General features: G+C 61.7%; 21 protein-coding genes and 2 pseudogenes. 13 read left to right on the top strand and 10 right to left on the bottom strand.

Annotated features, from left to right (window positions below; all coding sequences use genetic code 11):
* Positions 1-3: 3 nt before the first annotated feature.
* The 3 genes from WN982_RS10470 to WN982_RS10460 all read left to right on the top strand — a co-directional run bounded on the left by WN982_RS10470 (position 4) and on the right by WN982_RS10460 (position 2,817).
* Positions 4-339, top strand: a complete 336-nt coding sequence (locus tag WN982_RS10470) for a DUF3857 domain-containing protein (RefSeq protein ID WP_341315618.1) — start codon at positions 4-6, stop codon at positions 337-339.
* On the top strand, positions 336-1,454 hold the full coding sequence (locus WN982_RS10465; protein ID WP_341315617.1) for an N-acetylmuramic acid 6-phosphate etherase: 1,119 nt from the start codon (positions 336-338) through the stop codon (positions 1,452-1,454). The genes WN982_RS10470 and WN982_RS10465 overlap by 4 nt, the downstream gene beginning before the upstream one ends.
* 151 nt (positions 1,455-1,605) lie before the next feature.
* Positions 1,606-2,817 (top strand): MFS transporter, encoded by a 1,212-nt coding sequence (locus WN982_RS10460; RefSeq protein WP_341315616.1) that lies wholly within the window; start codon positions 1,606-1,608, stop codon positions 2,815-2,817.
* 94 nt (positions 2,818-2,911) lie between these two features.
* On the opposite strand, the gene WN982_RS10455 is transcribed toward WN982_RS10460, so the two are convergent.
* Positions 2,912-3,190: a hypothetical protein gene (locus WN982_RS10455; RefSeq protein WP_341315615.1), complete on the bottom strand. Its 279-nt coding sequence runs from the start codon at positions 3,188-3,190 to the stop codon at positions 2,912-2,914.
* 354 nt (positions 3,191-3,544) lie between these two features.
* Between WN982_RS10455 and WN982_RS10450 the strand changes: the two genes are divergently transcribed.
* Entirely contained in the window at positions 3,545-4,087 is a 543-nt protein-coding gene (locus WN982_RS10450) for a hypothetical protein (RefSeq protein ID WP_341315614.1), read from the top strand.
* Between the two features lie 190 nt (positions 4,088-4,277).
* On the opposite strand, the pseudogene WN982_RS10445 reads toward WN982_RS10450, so the two are convergent.
* From WN982_RS10445 to WN982_RS10435, 3 genes and pseudogenes are all read right to left on the bottom strand, one after another.
* A pseudogene (locus WN982_RS10445) lies at positions 4,278-4,749 on the bottom strand (Tn3 family transposase); the annotation flags it as partial.
* Between the two features lie 60 nt (positions 4,750-4,809).
* On the bottom strand, positions 4,810-5,028 hold the full coding sequence (locus tag WN982_RS10440) for a hypothetical protein (protein WP_341315613.1): 219 nt from the start codon (positions 5,026-5,028) through the stop codon (positions 4,810-4,812).
* Positions 5,029-5,489: 461 nt separating this feature from the next.
* Positions 5,490-6,464, bottom strand: a complete 975-nt coding sequence (locus WN982_RS10435) for a cysteine synthase A (RefSeq protein ID WP_341315612.1) — start codon at positions 6,462-6,464, stop codon at positions 5,490-5,492.
* Between the two features lie 353 nt (positions 6,465-6,817).
* On the opposite strand from WN982_RS10435, the gene WN982_RS10430 reads away from it, so the two are divergent.
* On the top strand, positions 6,818-6,961 hold the full coding sequence (locus WN982_RS10430) for a hypothetical protein (RefSeq protein WP_341315611.1): 144 nt from the start codon (positions 6,818-6,820) through the stop codon (positions 6,959-6,961).
* A gap of 231 nt (positions 6,962-7,192) precedes the next feature.
* Here the strand turns inward: WN982_RS10430 and WN982_RS10425 are convergent.
* Positions 7,193-7,372 (bottom strand): annotated as a pseudogene (locus WN982_RS10425) (hypothetical protein); the annotation flags it as partial.
* A gap of 378 nt (positions 7,373-7,750) precedes the next feature.
* Here WN982_RS10425 and treA point away from each other — a divergent pair.
* Positions 7,751-9,424, top strand: coding sequence for an alpha,alpha-trehalase TreA (treA, locus tag WN982_RS10420; protein ID WP_341315610.1), 1,674 nt, complete (start codon positions 7,751-7,753; stop codon positions 9,422-9,424).
* A gap of 103 nt (positions 9,425-9,527) precedes the next feature.
* Here the strand turns inward: treA and WN982_RS10415 are convergent, their stop codons facing one another.
* Positions 9,528-12,014, bottom strand: a complete 2,487-nt coding sequence (locus WN982_RS10415; RefSeq protein ID WP_341315609.1) for a transglycosylase domain-containing protein — start codon at positions 12,012-12,014, stop codon at positions 9,528-9,530.
* Between the two features lie 1,036 nt (positions 12,015-13,050).
* On the opposite strand from WN982_RS10415, the gene fabV reads away from it, so the two are divergent.
* Positions 13,051-14,247, top strand: coding sequence for an enoyl-ACP reductase FabV (fabV, locus tag WN982_RS10410; protein WP_341315608.1), 1,197 nt, complete (start codon positions 13,051-13,053; stop codon positions 14,245-14,247).
* Positions 14,248-14,281: 34 nt separating this feature from the next.
* Here fabV and WN982_RS10405 read toward each other — a convergent pair whose 3' ends face one another.
* A complete protein-coding gene (locus WN982_RS10405) occupies positions 14,282-14,578 on the bottom strand; it encodes a hypothetical protein (RefSeq protein WP_341315607.1) in 297 nt (98 codons plus the stop codon).
* Between the two features lie 247 nt (positions 14,579-14,825).
* On the bottom strand, positions 14,826-15,743 hold the full coding sequence (locus WN982_RS10400; protein ID WP_341315606.1) for a LysR family transcriptional regulator: 918 nt from the start codon (positions 15,741-15,743) through the stop codon (positions 14,826-14,828).
* A 207-nt stretch (positions 15,744-15,950) separates the two neighbouring features.
* On the opposite strand from WN982_RS10400, the gene benA reads away from it, so the two are divergent.
* From benA to WN982_RS10375, 5 genes are all read left to right on the top strand, one after another.
* The gene (benA, locus tag WN982_RS10395) at positions 15,951-17,348 is read left to right on the top strand and encodes a benzoate 1,2-dioxygenase large subunit (protein WP_341315605.1); all 1,398 of its coding nucleotides are present in this window, start codon (positions 15,951-15,953) and stop codon (positions 17,346-17,348) included.
* Positions 17,345-17,836, top strand: a complete 492-nt coding sequence (gene benB, locus WN982_RS10390) for a benzoate 1,2-dioxygenase small subunit (protein ID WP_341315604.1) — start codon at positions 17,345-17,347, stop codon at positions 17,834-17,836. Before benA ends, benB begins: the two co-directional genes overlap by 4 nt.
* Before the next feature lie 36 nt (positions 17,837-17,872).
* Positions 17,873-18,892: a benzoate 1,2-dioxygenase electron transfer component BenC gene (gene benC, locus WN982_RS10385; protein WP_341315603.1), complete on the top strand. Its 1,020-nt coding sequence runs from the start codon at positions 17,873-17,875 to the stop codon at positions 18,890-18,892.
* Between the two features lie 5 nt (positions 18,893-18,897).
* Positions 18,898-19,686, top strand: coding sequence for a 1,6-dihydroxycyclohexa-2,4-diene-1-carboxylate dehydrogenase (locus WN982_RS10380; RefSeq protein ID WP_341315602.1), 789 nt, complete (start codon positions 18,898-18,900; stop codon positions 19,684-19,686).
* Positions 19,687-19,832: 146 nt separating this feature from the next.
* A complete protein-coding gene (locus WN982_RS10375) occupies positions 19,833-20,987 on the top strand; it encodes an epoxide hydrolase family protein (RefSeq protein WP_341315601.1) in 1,155 nt (384 codons plus the stop codon).
* A 118-nt stretch (positions 20,988-21,105) separates the two neighbouring features.
* On the opposite strand, the gene WN982_RS10370 is transcribed toward WN982_RS10375, so the two are convergent.
* Both WN982_RS10370 and WN982_RS10365 read right to left on the bottom strand, forming a co-directional pair.
* Entirely contained in the window at positions 21,106-22,137 is a 1,032-nt protein-coding gene (locus tag WN982_RS10370; protein WP_341315600.1) for a histone deacetylase family protein, read from the bottom strand.
* An 11-nt stretch (positions 22,138-22,148) separates the two neighbouring features.
* Positions 22,149-22,361 (bottom strand): hypothetical protein, encoded by a 213-nt coding sequence (locus WN982_RS10365; RefSeq protein WP_341315599.1) that lies wholly within the window; start codon positions 22,359-22,361, stop codon positions 22,149-22,151.
* Between the two features lie 176 nt (positions 22,362-22,537).
* Here WN982_RS10365 and WN982_RS10360 point away from each other — a divergent pair, with 176 nt between their 5' ends.
* Complete coding sequence (locus WN982_RS10360) at positions 22,538-23,887, top strand: glutamine synthetase family protein (protein WP_341315598.1); 1,350 nt, start codon at positions 22,538-22,540, stop codon at positions 23,885-23,887.
* The last annotated feature ends 6 nt before the right edge of the window (positions 23,888-23,893 follow it).

The following is a 23,893-nucleotide window of genomic DNA, read 5'->3' as shown; positions in this document are numbered from 1 at the left end:
CCCATGCACTACCTTCTCATTGCAAGCACTGCGGCGATTGTCGGCACATCCACCGTCTCCAGCGCAGCTTCACGCAGTAGCGTCGCGCCCTCCACGATCGACAAAGACGGTGTGAAGCATCCGGTCGCGCCAGGTCAGATCGTTGATGTCCAGGAGCCGCACGCCGCTGGTTCTGCGACATTTGAGGACGCCCAATTGAAGGCGGTGATCTTCCCAGGTGTCGATACGGGCTCGCGCCTTCACCTGAAATTTCACAAGACGCAGTCGGTACCCATTGTGGCGAGGGAGTTCAGCTATTTTGTCGAGGCGAGCCGTGGTCCGGTGGAAGGTCAGAGGTGATCTTCGACCTGCCGGCCTCCAGGAAGCGCTATGCCGATGCCCGAGGTTATGTCGCGCGGGCGCGCACTACCATCGATGGCCGCACCCGGTACGAATTCGACTACAGCAAGGAGTACTACGATCGCATCGATGCAGCTTGCGCGCCGTTTCGCTCAGCCACGGTCGCAGTTGGACGACGAAGTTATGTCCATTCTCGAGCGGTCCGACCTTCGCACAATAGTCACGCCATCATGCTGAACAATACCGAAACTCCGAATCCACTTCATACAAATCTCGATCTTTATCCCGTCGACCGTCTGATCGATACCTTTGTTAAAGACCAGATCAATGCGGTGAAGGCCGTTTGGGCCAGCCGTACCCAATTGACCGACGCGGTACGTGCGGCGGCACCTCGGATAACGGCCGGTGGCCGACTGATCTACGTCGGCGCCGGCACCTCAGGGCGCCTCGGGCTGCTCGACTCGGTCGAGCTATACCCAACCTTCTCCTGGCCAAGAGAGCGCGCGATTGCTTTGCTGGCGGGAGGTGCCACTGCCATCACCGAGGCGATTGAGGGCGCCGAAGACGACGACGAGCAAGGCGCGGCCGACCTGCTGGCAACGCGACCTTCGCCAGACGATGTGGTGCTCGCCATTGCGGCATCAGGGCGTACCCCCTACGTGCTCGGGGCGCTGCGCGCCGCGCGGCGAGTCGGTGCGCTCACGATCGGCTTTGCGAATAACCCGCAATCTGCGATCGTGGTTGAGGCGGAGATCGGCGTTACATTGGACACGGGGCCGGAGATCATCTCTGGCAGTACGCGGCTCAAGGCCGGGACCGCCCAGAAGATCGCGCTAAACAGTTTCTCCAGCGCGTTGATGGTCGGCCTGCACAAGGTATACAGCAACCTCATGGTCGACCTGCGGCCTACCAACGCCAAGCTGGTCCGTCGCTCACTCGCTTTGACCGTGCGCGTGACGGGCGCTTCGAGTGACCAGGCGCGCCAGACGCTGGAGTCTTGCGGGTTCCAGGTCAAAGTGGCCATCGTCGCGTTAAAGCTCGGCATCTCGGTCGAAGATGCCGAGTCGCACCTGACGGCTGTCGGCGGTAGCGTGCGCCGCGCCATCGAAGATTGAACCAGCCTCCCCCATTACGCGGCGTTCCTGCCAGCCTTCAAGGCCCCGGTCGCGGTGGAATATCGCCCCGCCGTTGGCACTGCTTCATACTGGTTTTACATCGGCGTGCGACGATACCGCCGCTGAACGGACATCCCGGAGGCGAGAAAAAATGCAGACCAGTTCCACGCCGCGCACCGGCACGCTCAGCCAGATTCCCCGGGGTATCTGGATGCTCGGCTTCGTGAGCATGTTCATGGACATCTCATCGGAAATCATTCATAGCCTCCTTCCAATGTTTCTCGTCACGACCCTGGGTGCGAGCGCCATGATGGTGGGCCTGATTGAAGGCATAGCGGAAGCGGCGACGCCCATCGTGAAGATATTTTCCGGTGCCCTCAGCGACTATCTTGGCAACCGGAAATGGCTCGCGGTTATCGGATACGGGATGGGAGCGTTGAGCAAACCGCTCTTTGCTCTCGCGCCAACGGCGGGAATCGTGCTGACTGCGCGCGTCGCGGACCGAATCGGGAAAGGTGTGAGGGGCGCGCCGCGCGACGCCCTTGTCGCTGATATTACACCCCCGCATCTGCGCGGCGCGGCGTATGGTCTGCGCCAGTCGCTCGACACGGTCGGCGCATTTCTCGGGCCGTTGCTTGCTGTTGGGTTGATGCTGCTTTGGGCAAACAACTTTCGCCTGGTTTTCTGGGTCGCCGTGATTCCGGGCCTTGTCGCGGTGGCGATACTCATATTCGGCATCAAGGAGCCAGTGCACCAGCCGGGCGCGAAACGTGTCAACCCGCTGAAACTCGAAAATCTGAAGAAGCTGAGTCGCCCCTACTGGTGGGTGGTGTTCATCGGTGCCGTATTCACGCTTGCGCGATTCAGCGAGGCATTCCTCGTCCTGCGCGCGATGCAGGGTGGCGTACCGGTCGCGCTGGTGCCACTCGTGATGGTGGCAATGAACCTTGTGTACTCGTTGTCGGCCTATCCATTTGGCAAACTGGCTGACTCGATGAGCCATACCAGACTACTGGCCATCGGCCTCGTGGTGCTCATTGCGTCCGATGTCGTGCTTGCGCACGGAAGTCACTGGCCGGTCGTGTTGCTCGGCGTCGCACTATGGGGATTGCATATGGGGCTCACCCAGGGCCTGCTCGCGACGATGGTCGCACATGCAGCACCGCCAGACCTGAAGGGCACGGCGTTCGGCTTCTTCAATCTGATGAGCGGACTGGCGGTGCTGATTGCAAGCGTGGTCGCGGGTGAACTTTGGGACAGCATGGGCGCCGCGGTAACCTTTTACGCGGGTGCAGGTTTTTGTCTGCTGACTCTGGCTGCCCTTGCTATAGGCGGAGGATCGCGGCGAAAGAACGCCTTCTAGCGAAACACAGGGTCTGATGCGCGCCTGATCACGGAGGGCGGATGCCCTCGCGGCACAGTGCGAACTCTATGACTGAGCCCGGCACAACGATGCATCAGTCATCCTCATCCTCATGGTGGTGCTTGTACCAGCCACGATGCCGGCCATTGTCATGCCAACGCCGTTCCTCCCAGTATTCGTCCTGATATCCGTAGCCATAGGCTGGTACCGGCGCGTAGACAACCGGCGGCGGTTGGTAGACGACCGGAGGCGGTGCCACATACACCGGGCCGGGAACGCCAAAAAAGACTCCGATGTCCGCGTGGGCCAGAGCCGCGCCGGATGCGCATCCTATGGAAACGCCCAGCGCAGTTAAAACCAATGCGCGTTTCATGGTGCTCTTCCATTCAGGTTATGCGGACCGCCTGCGGGGTCCGATACACCATCGTAGGCGACAGGAAAAGTGCCCGGTGAAACTGAGGCGTCTCTCCTGTAACCGTTTGTAATACCTGATGCGGCTTAGCTATTGGGCCGGGCCGGACATCGCGCCGGTCCAGCGCCAGCTTCGGCGGCGATCGACTGACTCCTTCCCCCCTGGAATAGTCCGGCATATTCCATCGTTTACTCATCAGCCAACCACGTCCCGAGTGACAAATCTCTACCGCCTCGGCGTGAATTTGCGCAAGCAAACCGATGTGCTGGGTGACGCCGCGCGTCGCAACGTCGGGGTCCCATTCAGGACCCCATCATGGACAAATTACTTCGTTTCGGGACATTGCTCGTCTGTCTCGGTTCTTCTGCGTCCGCCCTCGCGCAAACGTATGGCGATTTGCCCGTACCGGCCTACAGCATCGATTGCCGTGCGGTCGTTGGGCAGGCAGAGATCGACGGCGCGATACAGCAAATCGTCGGACGCGCATGCCTGCAAAGTGACGGAACATGGCAGATCGTACAAAGCGCGGATGGTAGCGTGCGGTGGTATCCGCTCGCCGCCTACCCGTATCCCGATCCCTGGTATTGGGGGCCGCCGTTTTTCGTCGGCGCAGGGGCGAGCTTCATTTTTGTCGACCGTTTCCATCACTTCCATCGCTTTCATCGCTTCGAACGCTTCCATCGCTTCGATCGCTTCAATCAGATGGATCACGGTCGCTTCGGTGCGCCAATGGGAGCGGGCTTTCACCATGGACCATTTCCCGGCGGCGGCATGCGCGGGTTCGGTGGAACGCGGGGCGGCAGCGCAATGCACCAGTTCGGCGGAATGAGCGGGTTCGGCGGAATACGACGGCGCTAGCCCGACGTTTCCTGTTCGCACCTTTCATCCGGGATAGCCCAAAGGAGCCACTGAGGAACGAACAGCGCAAGCTGGCCAGGGGTTCAGCCCGTATTGCCGGTCGCTGCTGGCGGGAGGCGATGTCGCCGTCAAGCTGATGGCAAAAAACGTCCAGTGAGGGGGCGTTCGACGAAAGGGGCGCCAAAGTACGCTAAGCCGGCGGATGGACTGGGCGTAGGGCCGGAATCCGCCCTTCTCGACACGCCTGTTTTGCCGCCAGTAGTAGTCGCAATGATGTGGTTCCAATGCACGGGCGCGACGTGCTTGAGCAGGGCTTCGTCGAGGGTGCCGCCCTGCTGCGCACGCAGCGCGGTGATGGCGCGATCGAGATAGACGGTGTTCCACAGCATGATCGCCGCGACGGCGAGATTCAGGCCGCTCGCGCGATGGCGCTGCAGTTCGTGCGTGCGGTCGTGCAGCTTGCCGAGCCGGTTAAAACACACAGCGCGGGCCAGTGAATTGCGCGCTTCGACTTTGTTGAGGCCGGCAGTGACGCGTTGGCGCAGGGCTGGATCGAGCAACCAGTCGATCAGGAAGAGCGTGCGTTCGATGCGACCGAGCTCGCGCAGGGCGCGCGCCAGGCCATTTTGCCGGGGGTGTTGCCGGCGGTGTAAAGGCGCGGCTAGATGGCGGCAAGGGGTAAAGGAGAGACAACCAAGGCAGACGTCGGCCTACGGTTGAGGTTAAAAGGGATCGTCGATGTCGTTCGGGTGAGCATTCGCACGAGGGACGCGTTGCTCGCGCTGCAGTTCATGCAGCGCGAGCTGGTAGTGCGTGCAGATCCGCACGCGTAGATCGTCGAGGAGTTCGACGACGGCGAGCGCCTGGTCGGCCGCCCAGTTGTCTGGGATCAGGAAGTCCAACCCGTGCGTGGTTCCGGAAGGTAGGTGACTGCGCGTCATGACGTCTTCTTTTCGGCTTTAGCTGCGCTACGTTTCTTCGTGCGTTGCTCACCAGAAAAGGCAAACTGCAACTATCTGATTTTTAATGGTGTTTAAATCGGGCCAGATTGCAAAGCCTTGTCAAGCTTGAGGCAACCTACCGTCGTAATTTGTACAGAAATCACGGGAATACCGACATAGAGATTCTTCGCCGGTCCCGTCATGATGGACTCCCGATTGTCGCTTGCACCTGTTCCAGAGACGCTCGACCGCGTTGTGCAGCAAGCTCACCGCAGCCGCCCGGATGTCGCGTCGCCGCGCCCTTACTTGAAGCCGTACGGGCGGTGTTGCCGCCCGACGTCAACGGCAGCGCACCGGCCAGTTTCGTGATGACGTTCTGGCCGGAAAGAGGGGCGCGGTTTCGTGGGCTACCGGGACGCCCTGCCGGTTCGCGGGTGATGCCGTCACGTGAAGTCCTCTCCTCAACCCGGCGCCAGTCCTCTTTCCATCAGCCAGGCGGGGTTGAATAGCCGCGCAAAATACAGGCCCCCACCATCGCACAGCAACGTAACGATGGTGTGGCCCGGCCCCATCTGCCGGGCCAGCCAAACGGCCGCCGCTACATTGATGCCGCTGGAACCGCCCACGAACAGCCCCTCTTCCCGCAGCAGGCGATACACCATCGTGACGCAACTCTGGTCGTCGATGCGCACCGCGTCGTCGATAGGCGTGCCCTCGAGGTTGGCGGTGACGCGGCTGGAGCCAATGCCCTCCGTGATCGAGTTGCCTTCCGTCATGATGTCGTGCGTTTTGACGAAACTGTACAGTCCGCTGCCGTGCGGATCAGCCAGCACGGTCCTCACCCTGGAATTCTGTTCCTTGAGAAAGCGCGCGACGCCTGCGAGCGTGCCGCCGGTCCCGGTGGCACACACGAAAGCGTCCACCGAGCCAGCCGTGTCGCGCCAGATTTCCGGCCCGGTGGTTTCATAGTGGGCCTGCCGGTTGACGAGGTTATCGAACTGGTTGGCCCAGATAGCGTTCTCGATCTCCTGTGCCAGACGGCCGGCGATCTTCTGGTAGTTGTTGGGATCCTTGTACGGCACCGCCGGCACCGGACGCACCTGCGCGCCGAGTACGCGCAGGAGGTCCATTTTTTCCTGCGACTGGGTTTCAGGAATGACGATCACGCAGCGATAACCGCGCGCGGCACAGATGTGCGCCAGCCCGATGCCGGTATTGCCGGCGGTGCCCTCCACCACCGTGCCGCCCGCCTTGAGCACGCCACGCCGCTCGGCGTCCTGGATGATATAGAGCGCTGCGCGGTCTTTCACCGATCCGCCCGGATTCAGGAACTCCGCCTTGCCGAGAATTTCGCACCCGGTCTCGGCGCTAAGCTTTGCAAGCCGGATCAGCGGCGTGTTGCCAATGCAGGCAGTGAAACCATCCTGTACATTCATGATGCCCCCTTGGCCGCGATCAATCGTGACGCACGGCGAATGCTTCCAGAATAGGTCGATAAACCCGACGCAGGCTACCCCTGTCCGGGTCGCCAGGCGGTAGCGTGTCTGCTCGGGCGGGGTGCTTTCTTCGAATCAATCTATCCTCGTTGTACGTACGGCAAGCGTTGTCTGATCCGCAATGTGGCAGTGCTGTCGGCTCGTGGGGAACCGGGCGTGATCCGGGCTGCTGGCATTCATTGAGTGTGCCGGCCGCGCGGGGTAAGGGGTGGTTGGGGAGCAGCACCTGCGACGCCGACCGCTGGTCCTGCACCGGATTCCATCCCGTCTCTGGCAAAAAGAAAGGAACCGTGATGTCCAGCCCATTCCAAACGCCACCACCTCCGCTCCACGTTCTGGTCTTGCAGGGCGGCAGCGCCCTCGGCGCCTACCAGGCTGGTACCTATGAGGCGATGGAGGAAGCCGGCGTGCAGCCTCGGCGGCTATCTGAACCGTAAGCATGATCACCCGCCCGGTCCCACCGTCATGTGGCGAGGGTTCCTGGTCCGTCACGAAATCACAGAGATGTACCGGCTCTTCAGCCAGGACGGGTGATTCACACCACGAGATGTGGGTAATCCTGAGATCCTGGGCCGGGGGAACATGGATCGGTTAAGCAAGCGCTGCTTGAGGGGGCGTTCGATGAAAGAGGCGCCAAAGTACGATAAGCGAGCGCGAGTGGCTCGCTGTCAGCCAGAGCGCCGTACGGTCTTGCGTGGGCCGAAGGCGTCGGTAATCTGTCGGGCGCGCCTGGCGTCGTTGCCGTGCAGGTACATCGAGGTCCTGGCGATCGACGCGTGGCGCAGGTTGTCACGCACGCTCGTGAGCTCGGCATCGCGCGCCAGTGCGTGACTCGCATGGCTGTGGCGCCTATGTCGCCGGCGACATGGGCGCCATACTTCTCGAACGTGCGCCGGATGCCGCTAATAGGCGCGGCCAGGCACGAGCAGGCGCAGAGCGCCTGACCGGCGAGAAGATGTTCGTCGGATGGAGTGACGAGATTGAACAGCAATGTCTGGCAATAGCTGACGTGCTGGGAACAATGCGTTCCACACTGCCGGCGCACGCTGTGTTCCGAAATTGTGCTGTGCGGCAGACGTGTGCGGCGGCAGGCATGTCCATCGCGCCGCGCACGAAAGTTTGAAGCGCGCCTGTTTTTATGCGATCCTTCCTTCGCCTCAGTATCGTCAGAAGAATAAGAGGCCGCGCCGGAGACCAATCCTGTTGTCCATTCCTCAGGAGGAGACATGATTGAGTCGTCGCAAGTCCGCCGCAACATTGCTATCGCCCTGACCTCGCCACGCCTCGCAGCCGGCGCGCTTCGACATCGAAGCGTTCATCGGGCGGCCGTTTCAGGTTTGGTATTCCTCACCAGTGTCTCTAGCGTTTGCTTCGCCGACACGCAAGTCGGCGCAGCGCTTCCGCCTGCTCCGAGCGTGCTGTACGGCGACCTGTTCGTCGCCGTGCAAACCGCGCAGATCTATCCCGATCAGAAGACCTTCGTCGATGCAACGCCGAATGCGGACCCTGCCGCGATCGTGCAGTTGTACGAACAGCAGAAGAACAATCCAGGCTTTTCGCTGGCGAGCTTCGTCAACCAGTACTTCACGCCGCCGAGCGAGCCGGTCATCACGCCACCCCCGAATCAGACGCTGCGCGAACACATCGACTGGCTGTGGCCCGCGCTCACGCGCACCACGACGAGCACGCCGGCGAACAGTTCACTGATTCCCTTGCCGAAACCGTATGTCGTGCCGGGTGGACGCTTCCGCGAGGGCTACTACTGGGACACCTGGTTCACGATGCTGGGACTCCAGGAAGCCGGCCGCGAAGATCTCGTCGACAACATGCTCGACAACTTCGCGTATGAGATCAACACATTCGGCCACATCCCGAACGGCAATCGCACGTATTACCTGGACCGTTCGCAGCCGCCATTCTTCTCGTACATGGTGACGCTCGCGGCGAAAGTCGAAGGCGGCAAGGTCTATCAGAAATATCTCCCCGCTTTGCGCAAGGAGTACGCGTACTGGATGCAAGGCGCCGACTCGACCCAGCCGGGCAACGCGACGCGCAACGTCGTGGTGATGCCGGACCGGACGGTGCTCAACCGCTATTGGGACGAACTCGACACCCCGCGTGACGAGTCGTATCTGGAAGACGTGAAGACCGCGCAGCAAGCCACGGGCCGCTCGCCAAACGAGGTCTACCGTGAACTGCGCGCGACCGCGGAGAGCGGTTGGGATTTCAGCTCACGCTGGTTCGGCGACAACATGACGCTCGCGACGGTCCGCACCACGTCGATCATTCCGGTCGATCTGAACAGCCTGATGTTCCACCTTGAAACGACCATCGCGAGAGGCTGTGGCGAAACCCGCGATTTCCGCTGCGTGGGCGAGTTCGCCGAACGCGCGGCAAAACGGGCGGTCGGCATCAACCGTTATCTGTGGAATGCCAATGGCTACTACGGGGACTACGACTGGCAGCTCGCGAAGCCACGCGACAACAAGACGGCGGCGATGCTGTATCCGCTGTTCGCGGGCGTGGCATGGCCGGAACGTGCGCGGAAGACGGCCAGGCAGGTGCAATCGACACTTCTGCAGCCAGGCGGCCTCGTGACGACCACCTACAACACGACGCAGCAATGGGACGCGCCGAACGGCTGGGCGCCGCTGCACTGGATTGCGGTCGAAGGTCTGAAGCGTTATGGACAGGACGCGCTCGCGCAACAGATCGGCACGCGGTTTCTCGCCGACGTCAAGGACGTCTATGCGTCCGACAAGAAGCTGGTCGAGAAGTACGTGGTCGAAGGCGCGGGAACCGGCGGCGGAGGCGGTGGCGAGTATCCGTTGCAGGACGGCTTCGGCTGGACCAACGGCGTGACGCTCAAGCTGCTCGATCTGTATAGCCCGGGCGAGTAGCGTCCCGGCGCGGCAAGGGGCGCACACGGCCGTGGGTGACGTGTGCGCCTCGCCAACGCTGTGGTACGTCTGGCCACTACAGCGTATCCAGGATGATCGAACCTCAAGGCGATGTGCCGGTACTGGCGGGCGCGTTCGAAGGATCGTTTGCCGTGCTGCCCGCGTCTGCCGGCGTCACGTCATCCGGCGTGGGCGTCGGCGCGGACGCAGGCTCGCCGCCTGCGGGCGCCTGTCCGTCGATGTGCTCGCCGGCCGGCAGAGGCGCGGACGCCGGCGCCTGTGGAATGAGCGGCGGCTGCGGCATCGGCCACGGTTCAACGGACGCAGCGGACGCCGCGGAGGCAGCGGCGACAGCCGGCGCGCGGCGCGTCGTATTGCGGCTTGCAGCCGGCGCCTCAGGCTTGGCCGGTGCAAACAGCTGCTGGAACCACGCGCGGATCTTGCCCGACAGTTCGGCAAACCTGCCCGGCTCCTGCTCAGTCGCGAACCTGGCGCGGACGTCGACCAACCTCGACCTCTGCACGCGCTGGAAGAAATCGCCGACGATCGGCAATGCGCTGTGCGCCCCTTGGCCCCAATAGTCGCTGCGCAGCGTCACGCGGCTGTCGTTGAAGCCGACCCACGCGCCGGCCACGAGTTGCGGATGCATCAGGATGAACCAGCCGTCGGCATTGCCCTGCGTCGTGCCCGTCTTGCCGGCGACATCGCCGCGCACGCCGAAGCGGCTGCGGATACTCGAACCCGTCCCCCGGCTGATCACGTCGCGCATCACGTCCACCAGCGTTCGAGCGGCGTCGGCCGGCAATTCCTGTCTGGGTGACGCGGGCGCGAACTCGGCCAGCACTTCGCCCTTGCGATCTTCGATGCGTGTGACCATCACCGGCTCCACATAGCCGCCGATGTTGGCGATCGTGCCGTAGGCCGACACCATTTCCTTCAGCGTCACGGGGCTCGTGCCCAATGCCAGCGACGGCACCGGATCGAGCTCGCTGTCGCGCACGCCCATTGCGCGAGCCAGCCGCGCGACCTTGGCCGGACCGACTGTCTCCATCAGCTGAGCGGTAATCCGGTTGCGCGAATAAGCGAGACCGTCGCGCAGACTGATGGCGCGGCCGCTCGGCTCGTCTTCGTCGCTCGGCCGCCAGATCTCGCCGCCCGCCAGCGGGATTTCGACGGGCTTGTCCACGAACGTATCGGCAGGTTTGGCGCCGTCTTCGAATGCCGCGGCATAGACGAACGGCTTGAAGGTCGAGCCCGGCTGGCGCCGCGCCTGCTGCACATGATCGAACGGATCCTGGCTGAAGTCGCGGCTGCCGACCCATGCCTTGATCTGCCCATTGCGCGGATCCAGCGCGAGAAAATCCGCCTGGACCCGGGTCTTGCTCTCGCAAACCGACTGCACCAGACGGCGATCGGATGAGAGCCGTTTCAACGCTTCGTCGTCCGTCATCCCCGAGTCTTTCACTGCGCGATAGTCAGGCGTCTCGCGCAGAAAAACCTGCAACAGGTCCCGGCCGCCCGCACACCCCGAGCGCGTTCCCCATGCCGAGTTGGCGATGCCCTGCAACTGGTTGCCCTGCCACACCACGGCCTGGGTGGCCATGGTCTGCAAGCGCGAATCGATGGTGGTGCGCACCACCAGTCCATCGGAATACATGTTGTAGTCGTTGCGATCAGCCCATGCGGCGAGCCATTTGCGCAGTTGCTGCGCGAAATGTGGCGCGGGTCCAGGCGGCTCGGTTTGCCGCTCGAAATCGATTCGCAGCGGACGGCGCTTCAGCGTGTCGTAGGCCGATTGCGTCAGCTTGCCGTACTTGAGCATCTGCCCAAGCACGGTGTTGCGGCGCTGCAAGGCGCGCTCGGGGTTCAGCACCGGGTTGTAGTAGCTGTTGCCCTTGAGCATGCCGGCGAGCGTCGCGCTTTCCAGCACATTCAGTTCGGCGGCCGATTTGTCGAAATAGGTACGCGCCGCCATCTCGATGCCATAGGCGTTGTAGAGGAACGGCACCGTATTCAGATACGTCTCGAGGATCTCGTTCTTGGTGTAGAGCGCCTCGATCTTGAAGGCGGTGATCGCCTCCTTCAGCTTGCGGGTCAGCGTGGGGGCGCGGCCGATTTCGTCGGGATAGAGGTTACGGGCGAGCTGCTGTGTGATGGTCGAGCCGCCCTGGCGGTCGCCGGAAAACGTGTGCAGCGCGGCCGATGCGGTGCGCCGCCAGTCGAGGCCGAAATGCTGGTAGAAGCGGTGGTCTTCCGTGGCAATCAAGGCGTCCACCACGTGCGGGGAGATATCCGCGAGCTTCACCCACTCGCGATTGGACGGCTTGAATTCGGCAAGCAATTTGCCGTCCGCCGAAAGCACCTGGGCCGGCTGTTCTACCTTGGCTTTGCGGATGTCGCCGATGCTCGGGGTGAACGGAATCAGGATCAGCACATAGAGGAACAGCAGCGCCGGCACAGCGGCACATGTCAGTGCCACGCCGCGCCACGTGGGGTGCCGGACGCGCCGGAGCGCCTCGGCGGCGATTGGCGGGAACTCGGCCAGCCTTCTTGCACAGAACTCGAAAAACTGCGTGATGAGGCGTTTCACACTTGCTTACCGTCAGGCGGAAAGCCTGCATCGTACCAATTCTGGTTGCCTGTCCGGCGGTTTTGGTTGTATGCCACTGCGGTGGTGGGATTTTCTTGATCTTGTTTGCCTACGCGGCGCTTTTGGTTGTACGCCTGCGGCGTTGGCCTTTCCTTGTTTTGTTATTGGTCTATTAGCGTCGCCCCTGTGCGGGGCAGGCACTTACTTTCTTTGCCGCCGCAAAGAAAGTAAGCAAAGAAAGCCGCTCAAACCGCTAGTTCTTAAGCGGGTCTCCTGGCTTGGAGGAGGTAGTGGCACATCTGGAATCGGTGTTCTCGCACACTCCGCCTTGGTGACAAGGCAGTCATACTTCCGGCGGCGCTGCGCGCGCCGTGGCGGTACTTCTCAACACCAATGGGGCGTGTGCGCCTCCGGCGTCATTTTTCCCGCCTCGCACTGAGTGCGTCGCGGACGGGTCTGCCAGGGAAACCAGTGGTTTCGCTTTGGTTTGGCGGGGGTCATCGGCTCCGCCTCGGCGAAGTGTTGCTCTATGCAAGTGAGAACTAGAATTCAGAGCGAAACGCCAGCACAAAGGTAAGGATTGGCGATGCAAAGGCGGGCAATGCGCCGGGAGCAACGCGAGTGCAAAAGGAGAAGATGGTTTTGTGAAGTACCGCCACGGCGCGCGCAGCGCCGCAGGAAGTATGACTGCCTTGTCACCAGCGCAGAATGTGCGAGAACACCGATTCCAGATGCTCCACTACCTCCTCCAAGCCATGGGACCCGCTTAAGAATTAGCGGTGTGAAGCCGCTTTCTTTGCTTACTTTCTTTGCGGCGGCAAAGAAAGTAAGTGCCTGCCCCGCACAGGGGCGACGCTAATAAACCAATATCAAATCAAGGAAAGGCCAACACCGCAGGCGTACAGACCATAAGCGCCGCGCACGCAAAAAAAACCAAGAAAAAGCCACCGCCGCAGGCGTACAACCAACAGTGCTCCGCAAGAAAACCTCCCGCCTCCAAATATAATGTCGGCAATCCACACAACAGGGGAGCTTCATGATCATCAAACCACGCGTGCGTGGCTTCATCTGCGTGACTACGCATCCCACCGGCTGCGAAGCCAACGTCAAGGAACAGATCGACTACGTCACCGCGCGCGGTCCCATTCCCAACGGCCCGAAGAAAGTGCTGGTGATCGGCGCATCGACCGGTTACGGCCTGGCAGCCCGCATCAGCGCCGCGTTCGGTTCCGATGCCGCCACACTAGGGGTGTTTTTCGAGCGCGCCGGCAATGAAACCAAACCCGGCACAGCGGGCTGGTACAACACCGCCGCCTTCGAGAAATTTGCCACCGCCAAGGGCTTGTACGCGACGAGCATCAACGGCGATGCTTTCTCGGACGAAATCAAACAACGCACCATCGAGGTCATCAAGCGCGATCTCGGTCAGGTCGACCTGGTGGTCTACAGTCTTGCCGCGCCGAAACGCACTCACCCCAAGACCGGAGAAGTTTTCAGCTCGACGTTGAAGCCGGTCGGCAAGACCGTCAACCTGCGTGGCATCGACACCGACAAGGAAGTCGTCAAGGAAACCGTTCTGGAACCCGCGACGCAAAGCGAAATCGACAACACAGTCGCCGTGATGGGCGGCGAAGACTGGCAGATGTGGATCGACGCCCTCCTCGACGCCGGCGTGCTGGCCGACGGCGCGAAGACGACCGCCTTCACCTATCTCGGCGAAAAGATCACGCACGACATTTACTGGAACGGCTCCATCGGCGCGGCCAAGAAGGACCTGGACCGGAAGGTGCTCGGCATCCGCGAGAAACTGGCGGCGAGAGGCGGCGATGCGCGTGTCGCGGTGCTGAAGGCGGTCGTCACCCAGGCGAGCTCCGCCATCCCGATGATGCCGCTGTATCTGTCGCTGCTCTTCAAAGTCATGAAGGAGAAAGGCACGCACGAAGGCTGCATCGAGCAGGTCTACGGGCTCTACAAGGACAGCCTGTACGGCACGTCGCCACACGTGGATGACGAAGGCCGCCTGCGTGCGGACTACAAGGAACTCGATCCGGACGTGCAAGCGCGCGTCCAGCAGCTCTGGAATCAGGTCACCAGCGACACGATCTACGAACTCACCGACTTTAGCGGTTACAAGACGGAATTCTTGCGCCTCTTCGGCTTTGAGATCGCAGGGGTGAACTATGAAGCCGACGTGAATCCCGACGTGCAGATTCCCAACATCGTTCAGGGTTGAGGCTCTGCGCCACAAGGCGTGAGGCGTTCCCGTATCAGCAGGGGAACGCCGCCTGAAGCGACCGAAGTATCGCGAGGCCAACCGGAAAGTCGTCTGAAATGCCGGGGTGGTTGGTGAAAAACTGGTCGAGCAGCGGGTACACATTCTGGTTGCCGATTGCCAGATTTTCCGGTGCACAGAAAAGCGGCGGTCGTTTCCTCGACACCAGATCCCCGTTTGCCCATCCCAGCGCATTGATCGTGCCGGTGATGTACGCAGCGTAGATGGAGTTGTTGTCCGCGTGCGCCCATTGCTTGTACTGCGCCGCCGTCATCTCGGCGCTCGTGTTCAAAGTGAAACACGCCGTCAGCAAAGCCAGCGCGATTTTCGATACTCGCATTGTTGAGCCTTCAATCTACGTCGAAAAAACGGCCATTGTAGGTGAGTCAGGCGGTGACGCGCAGAAGGCTTCTGCGGAGATGAATCCGTAAGCATCGCGCAGTCGTTTTCGAAAGCAGAATCGCAGGCCAATCGAAAACTGAAAGCATGAGATACCCGGACGAAATCCGAGCTCGACCTCCTCGCTCAACGCCCAATAATCACCGTTCGTGCGGCGGCAAATACTCCATCTGCTCCTCCACGTAGAGCGCATAGATCAACTTGAGCATCGCGGCGATGTCTTCGGACTCGTCGAGCATGCGTATGCTCATAATGATCGGCGACACCAGGTTCGCATCGTCCAGACCGACATAGCTGACGTCATCGCGTTTCAATCCGTAGACGCTGCCAGGCACAATCGAAATGCCCTCGCCCGCGGCAACGAGTCCGAGCGCGATCTGAAGCTCGCGCGTTTCGTAAATACGATGCGGCTTCAACGACCGGTCGTGAAAAGCGGCCAGCACCTGGTCCGCGTAGCTCGGACGCGGCGCCTTGGGGAAAATGATCAAGGTCTCGCCAAGCAGATCATGCAGCGACAGTGCGGTCTTCGACACCGACAGCGGATGCCCCACCGGCAGCGCGACGATCATCCGCTCTTCGCGCAACACCACCCGGCGGATACTCGGATCTTCATGCCGGATGCGGCCGAAACCGACATCGATGCGGCCTTCCTTCAGGGCCTTGATCTGGTCCATCGTCGACAGCTCGTGCAGGCTCAACTCCACCGCACTGTTCTCATCGCGAAAGCGCCGGATGATTTTCGGCAACATGCCGTACAGCGTCGAACCGACGAAACCGACTGACAGGCTGCGCTCGATCTTCCCCACCCGCTTCGTCATCGACTCCAACTCGGCCGACTGAGCGAGCAGTTGCACCGCATGCGAATAGAAGAAACGCCCCGTATCGGTCAGTTTGAGGGGGCGCGCGCTGCGCTCGAACAACTGCACGCCGAGCGAATCCTCGAGTTGCTGAATCTGCCGGCTAAGCGGCGGCTGCGCGATATGCAGCCGCTCGGCGGCACGCGTGAAATTGCGCTCCTCCGCGACCGCAACGAAATAGCGCAAATGGCGCAATTCCATGGCCATACCTTTTGGATATAGAACCGATACTAAAACGGTGTTGGACGCGCCAAAGCAGCGGCCACTATCCTGCACCTACGCCTGAAACCTCTTCAAATTATACCTTTCAGGCATTACACACCAAATACGTCCGATGGCAGAGGCAGCGCACCGCATGGCGAACACGCGCCAGGCGGTGTGTCTGCGACGACGATTCAGGAGACAAGCATGATTCCGATTTATCCCGACCGCACACCGCGTCTTACCAGCATCGACGACTTCCTGGTGGAAGACAAAGCGCGCGGCGATTTTCGCCTGCACCGTAGCGCGTTCACCGACCAGGCACTGTTCGAACTCGAGATGCAGCATATCTTCGAGGGCAACTGGATTTACCTCGCGCACGAAAGCCAGATCCCGAACAACAACGACTACTACACCACTCACGTGGGCCGTCAGCCGGTCGTGATCGCGCGCAACCGGCAAGGCGAGCTCAACGCTTTCATTAATGCGTGCACGCATCGTGGCGCGATGCTCTGCCGCCACAAGCGCGGCAACAAGGCCACGTATACCTGCCCGTTCCACGGCTGGACGTTCAACAACAGCGGCAAGCTGTTGAAGGTCAAGGATCCCGAAGACGCCGGCTATCCCGACTGCTTCAACAAGGAAGGCTCGCACGACCTCAAGAAGATCGCGCGCTTCGAAAGCTATCGCGGCTTCCTGTTCGGCAGCCTGAATGGCGATGTCTTGCCTCTACACGAGTTCTTGGGCGAGGCCGCGCGGATCATCGACATGATCGTCGACCAGTCGGAAGACGGACTCGAGGTGTTGCGCGGCGCCTCCACCTATACGTACGAAGGAAACTGGAAACTGCAGACCGAAAACGGCGCCGACGGCTATCACGTGTCGGCGGTTCACTGGAACTATGCCGCGACGACCAACCATCGCAAGCAGGAGAACGCCCGCGAAGACAAGGTCCGGGCGATGGATGCGGGCAACTGGGGACGGCAAGGCGGCGGCTTCTATGCATTCGAACACGGCCATATGCTGCTGTGGTCACGCTGGGCCAATCCGGAGGACAGGCCGAACTTCAGTCAGCGCGACGCCTTTGCCGCGCGCTGCGGCAGTGAGACGGCCGACTGGATGATCCAGAACTCGCGCAACCTGTGCCTCTATCCGAACGTATATCTGATGGATCAGTTCGGCTCGCAGATTCGCGTGCTGCGCCCGCTCGCCGTCGACAAGACCGAGGTCACGATCTACTGCATCGCCCCCAAGGGTGAATCGGCGGAAGCGCGTGCGCGCCGTATCCGTCAATACGAGGATTTCTTCAACGTCAGCGGCATGGCGACGCCCGACGATCTCGAAGAGTTTCGCGCCTGCCAGCAAGGCTATGCGGGCCGTTCGCTCGAATGGAACGACATGTGCCGCGGCTCGCAGCACTGGATCGACGGTCCGGACGAGGCAGCACAAAAGATCGGCCTCAAGCCGGTGATGAGCGGCGTCAAGACCGAAGACGAAGGGCTTTACACCGTACAGCACCGCTATTGGGTTGAAACGATGAAAGAAGCAGTGAAAGAAGCGACTGCCGGAGTATTGACACTGCCCACGCAAGGAGACATCGCATGAAGACGATCACGATCGCCGATCTCCAGGCTTTCCTCTATCGCGAAGCGCGACTGCTCGACGACGAGCAATGGGATGAATGGCTCACCTGTTATCACACTGACGCGGTGTTCTGGATGCCGTCATGGGACGACGAAGACAAGCTCGTCACCGACCCGCAAACCGAAATTTCGCTGATCTACTACCCGAACCGGCAAGGGCTCGAAGACCGCGTGTTCCGCATCAAGACCGAGCGCTCGAGCGCGACGATGCCCGACACGCGTACGAGCCACAACATCAGCAACGTGGAGCTGGAAAGCGAACAGAACGGCATTCATACCGTGCGCTTCAACTGGCACACGCTGAGCCATCGCTACAAGACGAACTACAGCTACTTCGGCATGTCGCGCTACGTCATCGACTTTTCGGGCGAGCAGCCGCAGATCCTGAACAAGTATGTCGTGCTGAAAAACGACTACATCAATCAGGTTATCGATATCTACCACATCTGAGCGGACGTGGTTCGGGAGCAGCTTCAGGAGCAGCACATGGAACATCGCATTGCACTTCAATTCGAAGATGGCGTGACCCGCTTCATCACCTGCCGCGACAACGAAACACTGTCCGACGCCGCGTACCGGCAGCAGGTCAACATTCCGCTGGACTGCCGCGACGGCGCCTGCGGAACGTGCCGCAACTTCTGCGAATCGGGCGAATACGATCTGCCCGCCTCGAGCTATATCGACGACGCACTCACCGCGGACGAAGCGGCCCAGGGCTATGTCCTCGCATGCCAGACGCGTCCGCGCTCGGATTGCGTGATCCGCGTGCCGGCATCGTCGGCGGCGTGCAAGACGGGGGTGTCCCGGCACGAGGGCAAGCTGGCATCAGTCGACAAGCTGACGGACTCGACCATCCATTTCGCGATCGACATCGATCAGCCGGGCCAGCTTGGCTTTCTTCCCGGCCAGTACGTCAACGTGGAAATCCCCGGCAGCGACGCCTTCCGTTCCTATTCGTTCAGCTCGGCGCCGGGCGCCGCGCGTGCCGCATTCGTGGTGCGCAACGTGCCGGATGGGCGCATGAGCCGTTACCTGAACGACGAAGCGCAGCCGGGACAGCGCATGACGTTCTCCGGCCCCTACGGCAGCTTCTATTTGCGCGAGCCGGTTCGGCCGGTTCTGTTTCTCGCGGGCGGCACCGGCATCGCGCCGTTCCTCTCGATGCTTCAGGTGCTGACTGCGAACGGCAGCACGCAACCGGTGCGAATGATCTATGGCGTGACACACGACATCGACCTCGTCGCCACCGCCCAACTCGACGAAGCGCAACGCACGCTCGCGCAGTTCGAATACCGCACGTGCGTGGCGGACGCCGCAAGCAGCCATGCCCGCAAAGGCTATGTGACGGAACATGTGAACCCCGCATGGCTCAACGACGGCAATGTCGACGTCTACCTGTGCGGACCGGTCGCCATGGTCGACGCCGTACAAAACTGGTTGCGCGACAGCGGCATCACGCCTGCGCATTTCTATTACGAGAAGTTTTCCGCGAGCAGTGTCGCGTAATGGCCATGGATACTCGCAAGCGCTTTGAAGAAAAAGTCGTCGTCGTGACCGGCGCGGCGCAAGGGATCGGCCGCGGCGTCGCGTTGCGCGCGGCGGCTGAAGGCGGCATCGTGGTACTGACCGACCGGTCGGAACTCGTGCACGAGGTGGAGGCGGAGATTGCCGGGCTCGGCTGTGGGTTGTCGCTCGCGGTCGTCGCCGATCTGGAAACCTACGCCGGAGCCTGCGCGATGACGCGGGCCGCGCTCGATGCCTTTGGCAGGATCGATGCGCTCGTCAACAATGTCGGCGGGACGATCTGGGCGAAGCCGTATCAGGAATACGAGGAAGCCCAGATCGAAGCCGAGGTGCGCCGGTCGCTATTCCCTACCCTCTGGTGCTGCCGTGCCGTGCTGCCCACGATGATCGAACGGCAGCGCGGTGCAATCGTCAACGTCTCGTCGATTGCGACGCGCAGCATTTATCGCGTGCCGTACGCGGCGTCCAAAGGCGGCGTGAATGCGCTGACCGCGAGCCTCGCGTTCGAGCATGCGGAGGACGGCATCCGGGTGAACGCTGTCGCCACCGGCGGGACCGAGGCGCCGCCGCGTAAAGTGCCGCGCAACACCGCGCCGCAGAGCGAGCAGGAGGCGCGATGGTATCAGGACATCGTCGATCAGACGATCTCGTCCAGTTTGATGCGCCGCTATGGAACGATCGACGAACAGGTCGGTGCGATTCTTTTTCTCGCGTCGGACGAGGCTTCGTATATCACCGGTACGGTGTTGCCGGTCGGCGGCGGCGATCTCGGCTGAGTCCTGTCGTTGCACCGAGGCGCCGCTGCATATTTGCGCACTGGCTGCGGTGGGCCGCCCTTCAGCGGAAATTTTGCTCAGAAGCTATTCTCTGATCCTATCGGGTCAATACGCCAGCGGCCGTTTACGGCTTTCGGAGAGATAGCATGCACATCGAGCCCTTTCGCATTTCCGTTCCAGACGAAGAGATCGACGGCCTTCGTCAACGCCTGCGCCAGACGCGCTGGGCGCCTGCGGGGCCGTATGATCCGTGGCAGCAAGGCGTCGATTCCGGCTGGCTGCGCGAATTCGTGCAGTACTGGGCCGACGGTTTCGACTGGCGCGCAGCCGAGCACCGCCTGAACCTTCAGCCGCAATTCGTCGCGCAGGTCGACGCTCAACGCGTGCATTTCGCGCATCGCCGGGGCGTCGGCCCGAAGCCTTATCCGCTTGTGATCACGCACGGCTGGCCGGGATCGTTCTTCGAGTTTTACGCCCTGCTCGACCAGTTGTGCGACCCCGCCGCATTTGGTGCGCAACCGGAAGACGCATTCGATGTCGTCGTGCCGTCGCTGCCGGGCTTCGCCTTCTCGCAGGCGCCCACAAAACCCGGCACTTCCGCGTTCCAAGTGGCCGATCTATGGGTGTCGCTGATGCGTGGCCTGGGATATGACCGCTTCGGCGCACAAGGCGGCGACCTTGGCGCCGGGGTATCGATTGCACTCGCGCTTCGACATCCGCAGAACGTGGACGGCGTCCACCTGAATTTTCTGCCGGGCTCATACGAACCTTCACGCGATGCGGGACAAGCTCCGCTCACACAGGACGAACAGGATTTTCTGCGCACGAAGGAGCAATGGGCGGCGCTTGAAGGCGGCTATGCGCATATGCACAGCACCAAACCGGAGACGCTCGCTTACTCGCTCAACGATTCGCCGGTAGGACTGGCCGCATGGATTGCAGAGAAGTTTCGCGCGTGGAGCGATTGCGACGGTCAGATCGAGCAGGCATTTTCGCGAGATGAGCTTCTCACCAACATCTCGCTTTACTGGCACACACAGAGCATGGGCTCCGCGATCCGCATGTATTGGGAGAACCGGCTCCAACCGATGCGCTTCGCGGCCGGCCAACGTGTGTCACCGCCGGTTGGCTTCGCGCGCTTCCCGAAGGAGATCAGTCAGCCGCCACGCTCCTGGCTCGAACGGACATTCAATGTCGTGCAATGGACCGACATGCCGCGTGGCGGCCACTTTGCGGCGATGGAGGAGCCTGCGTTGCTCGCGGCTGAAATCCGCAAATTCTTCAGGCCGCTGAGGCGGTGACGGCAGTGTCAGGCGGGACTGAAGCACGCAGTTGTCTTTTTCCTGAAACCGTACTGCAATGCCGCAATTATTGTGCGGCAGCCAGGCTGTCGGGACTGACTGCCGCACAGGTAGTCGATCACACCGATTCGAAACCGGCCAGCACATTCACCGCATTGACACCGATCGCCGCGACCGCATAGCCTCCCTCCATCACGAACAGCGTCGGCTTGCCGAGACGGCCGATCGCCTCGCCCATGCGCAGATAGTCGACGCTGCGCAGCTTGAACTGTGAGATCGGATCTTCCTCGAAGGTATCGACGCCGAGCGACACCACCAGCGCATCCGGCGCATAAGCCGCCACGCGCGCGCAAGCCGCGTCGAGCGCCGTCGAATACGCCGGCCACGCTGTGCCCGGCGCCAACGGAAAATTGGCGTTATAGCCGAGCCCCGCACCTGCACCGGTCTCGTCGGCATAGCCTAGAAAGTACGGATACTCGACGCGCGGATCGGCATGCAGCGACGCGAACAGCACATCCGCACGGTCGTAAAAAATGCTCTGCGTGCCGTTGCCGTGGTGATAGTCGACATCGAGAATCGCCACGCGCTTCGCGCCCGCATCGAGGAACGACTGCGCCGCCACGGCCGCGTTGTTGATGTAGCAGTAGCCGCCCATATAGTCCGCCGCGGCGTGGTGCCCAGGCGGCCGGCACAACGAGAATGCACCGCGTGCGCCCTCCCTCACATGGCGCGCGCCGGTCAGCGCGACATCCACCGCGTCGCTGACGGCCGCCCAGGTGCCGGAAGTGATCGGCACGCCGGCATCCATTGCGTAGTAGCCGAGCTTGCCGTCGATATCGTCCGGCACGCGGTCCTGGCGCATGCCGCGCACCGGCCACACGAGCGGCAGCGCGTCGTGCTCGCGGCCAAGCGCCCGCCATTCGTCCCATGCGCTCGCGAGAAACGCGATGAAGCCCTTGTCGTGAACCCGATGCACCGGGTCGAGCCCGAACGATGCGGGTGCAGTCACTTCGCCAAGGCGCGTTTCGCGCACTCGCTCCAGCACGAAATCGGCGCGGCTCGGCATCTCGAAGCACGGCTTCATTTCGCCGTCGATCAATTCGGCATGGCCGTGATGCAGATGGTGCCGGTCGCTATACACAGTCAACATGGTTTGTCTCCTCAGAATGCTTCCTGCTCGAATCCGCCCGGCAGGTTGGTGATGTGGATACGATGTTCAGGATCGACCCTCCAGGGTACGGTGTTCGCCGTCGCCAGCAGCACGCCGGCGTCGATCCCCTGCCGGTCCAGCAGCGACACGGCGGCGGCAATCGTATGCAAGGTCGCGACACGCTGGGCCGGCGACGGGCGCTGCGAAGACGGTGCATCGGTCATGAGCGGCTCTCAGAACACTCGACGAAGCGATCATATTTGATCAAATTTCCCAAAAGGGGATTTCCGTGCGATGATTTGATCAAATCTCATGATGCAAAACGTCCAGCTTTCCCCGGCAGACGGCTTATCGCGCGGCAGCGCTGCGCGCCGTCTTCATCAACCGACTGGAGTCAACCTTGCAAAGCGACCTACGCGACGACCTACGTGAATTCCTGGAGCATCACCGGATCCACGAAGTGGAATGCGTGATACCGGACATGACTGGCGTCGCGCGCGGCAAGATCGTGCCGAAAAATCTGTTTCTGTCGGAAGGCAAGATGCACATGTCGAACGCGCTGCTGATGATTACCGTCAATGGCGAGTTCGCGGATTTCGACCGTTTCGTCGGGCCGAGCGATCCCGACATGGTCTGCATTCCCGACCCGAACACCGTTCGGCTCGTGCCGTGGGCCATCGAACAGGTTGCGGTGGTCATCCACGATTGTGTCGGTCTTGACGGCAAGCCGATCGGGATCTCGCCGCGCGCGGTGTTGCGGCGTGTGCTCGCGCTGTATGAAGAAAAGGGCTGGCGCCCGGTCGTCGCGCCGGAGATGGAGTTCTACCTGATCGCGCAGAACAAGAATCCGCATGAACCGCTGCGCCCGCCGCTCGGCCGCGCGGGTCGTCACGAAGCCGGCCGCCAGTCGTTTTCGATCGACGCCGTCAACGAATTCGATCCGTTCTTCCAGGACCTGTCGCGCTTCTGCGAGCTGACGCATCTCGGTGTCGAGACGCTGGTGCACGAAGTCGGCGCCGGGCAGATGGAGATCAACTTTTCTCACGGCGACGCGCTCGATCTCGCCGACCGCGTGTTCCTGTTCAAACGCGCGGTGCGCGAAACCGCCTTCCGTCACGGTATTTTCGCGACCTTCATGGCGAAACCGATGGAGCACGAACCGGGCAGCGCGATGCACATTCACCAGAGCATCGTCGACAGCCAGACCGGCAAGAACATCTTTTCGCTGCCCGACGGAACGGCCAGCCCGCTGTTTTTCAACTACATCGGCGGCTTGCAGAAGTACATGCCGAAGGCGATGCCGATGTTCGCGCCCTACGTGAACTCATACCGCCGCCTGTCACGCTTCACGGCCGCGCCGATCAACGTGCGCTGGGGTTACGACAACCGCACCTGCGGCATTCGCGTGCCGAACTCCGGACCGGACGGGCGGCGGCTGGAAAACCGCGTCCCCGGCGTCGACGTGAATCCCTACCTCGCGATGGCGGCCACCCTCGCCTGCGGCTATCTCGGCATGGTCGAGCAGCAGGAGGCGTCGGCACCGATGGTCGAAAGCGCTTACGACCTCGAATACGAATTGCCGCGCGGTCTCGAAGATGCGCTCAAGGCGCTGTCCACCTGCACCGAACTCGCGGATGTGCTGGGCGAAAACTTCGTGCAGGCCTATTGCTCGGTGAAGGAAAAGGAGTTCGAAACCTTCTCGCAGGGCATTACCGCGTGGGAACGCGAGCATCTGCAACTGCTCGTCTGAGCGCGG

This window comes from Paraburkholderia sp. IMGN_8 (assembly GCF_038050405.1).
Lineage (GTDB): Bacteria > Pseudomonadota > Gammaproteobacteria > Burkholderiales > Burkholderiaceae > Paraburkholderia.
This window is presented reverse-complemented; position numbering and strand designations above follow the sequence as displayed.

Coding starts and splice junctions, on each gene's coding strand:
- WN982_RS10455 (WP_341315615.1), bottom strand. CDS start 3,190: ATGAAACGCGCATTGGTTTTAACTGCGCTGGGCGTTTCCATAGGATGC.
- benC (WP_341315603.1), top strand. CDS start 17,873: ATGGAACATCGCATTGCACTTCAATTCGAAGATGGCGTGACCCGCTTC.
- WN982_RS10400 (WP_341315606.1), bottom strand. CDS start 15,743: ATGGAATTGCGCCATTTGCGCTATTTCGTTGCGGTCGCGGAGGAGCGC.
- treA (WP_341315610.1), top strand. CDS start 7,751: ATGATTGAGTCGTCGCAAGTCCGCCGCAACATTGCTATCGCCCTGACC.
- WN982_RS10430 (WP_341315611.1), top strand. CDS start 6,818: ATGTCCAGCCCATTCCAAACGCCACCACCTCCGCTCCACGTTCTGGTC.
- WN982_RS10440 (WP_341315613.1), bottom strand. CDS start 5,028: ATGACGCGCAGTCACCTACCTTCCGGAACCACGCACGGGTTGGACTTC.
- WN982_RS10365 (WP_341315599.1), bottom strand. CDS start 22,361: ATGACCGATGCACCGTCTTCGCAGCGCCCGTCGCCGGCCCAGCGTGTC.
- WN982_RS10470 (WP_341315618.1), top strand. CDS start 4: ATGCACTACCTTCTCATTGCAAGCACTGCGGCGATTGTCGGCACATCC.
- WN982_RS10370 (WP_341315600.1), bottom strand. CDS start 22,137: ATGTTGACTGTGTATAGCGACCGGCACCATCTGCATCACGGCCATGCC.
- fabV (WP_341315608.1), top strand. CDS start 13,051: ATGATCATCAAACCACGCGTGCGTGGCTTCATCTGCGTGACTACGCAT.
- WN982_RS10460 (WP_341315616.1), top strand. CDS start 1,606: ATGCAGACCAGTTCCACGCCGCGCACCGGCACGCTCAGCCAGATTCCC.
- WN982_RS10380 (WP_341315602.1), top strand. CDS start 18,898: ATGGATACTCGCAAGCGCTTTGAAGAAAAAGTCGTCGTCGTGACCGGC.
- WN982_RS10375 (WP_341315601.1), top strand. CDS start 19,833: ATGCACATCGAGCCCTTTCGCATTTCCGTTCCAGACGAAGAGATCGAC.
- benB (WP_341315604.1), top strand. CDS start 17,345: ATGAAGACGATCACGATCGCCGATCTCCAGGCTTTCCTCTATCGCGAA.
- benA (WP_341315605.1), top strand. CDS start 15,951: ATGATTCCGATTTATCCCGACCGCACACCGCGTCTTACCAGCATCGAC.
- WN982_RS10450 (WP_341315614.1), top strand. CDS start 3,545: ATGGACAAATTACTTCGTTTCGGGACATTGCTCGTCTGTCTCGGTTCT.
- WN982_RS10435 (WP_341315612.1), bottom strand. CDS start 6,464: ATGAATGTACAGGATGGTTTCACTGCCTGCATTGGCAACACGCCGCTG.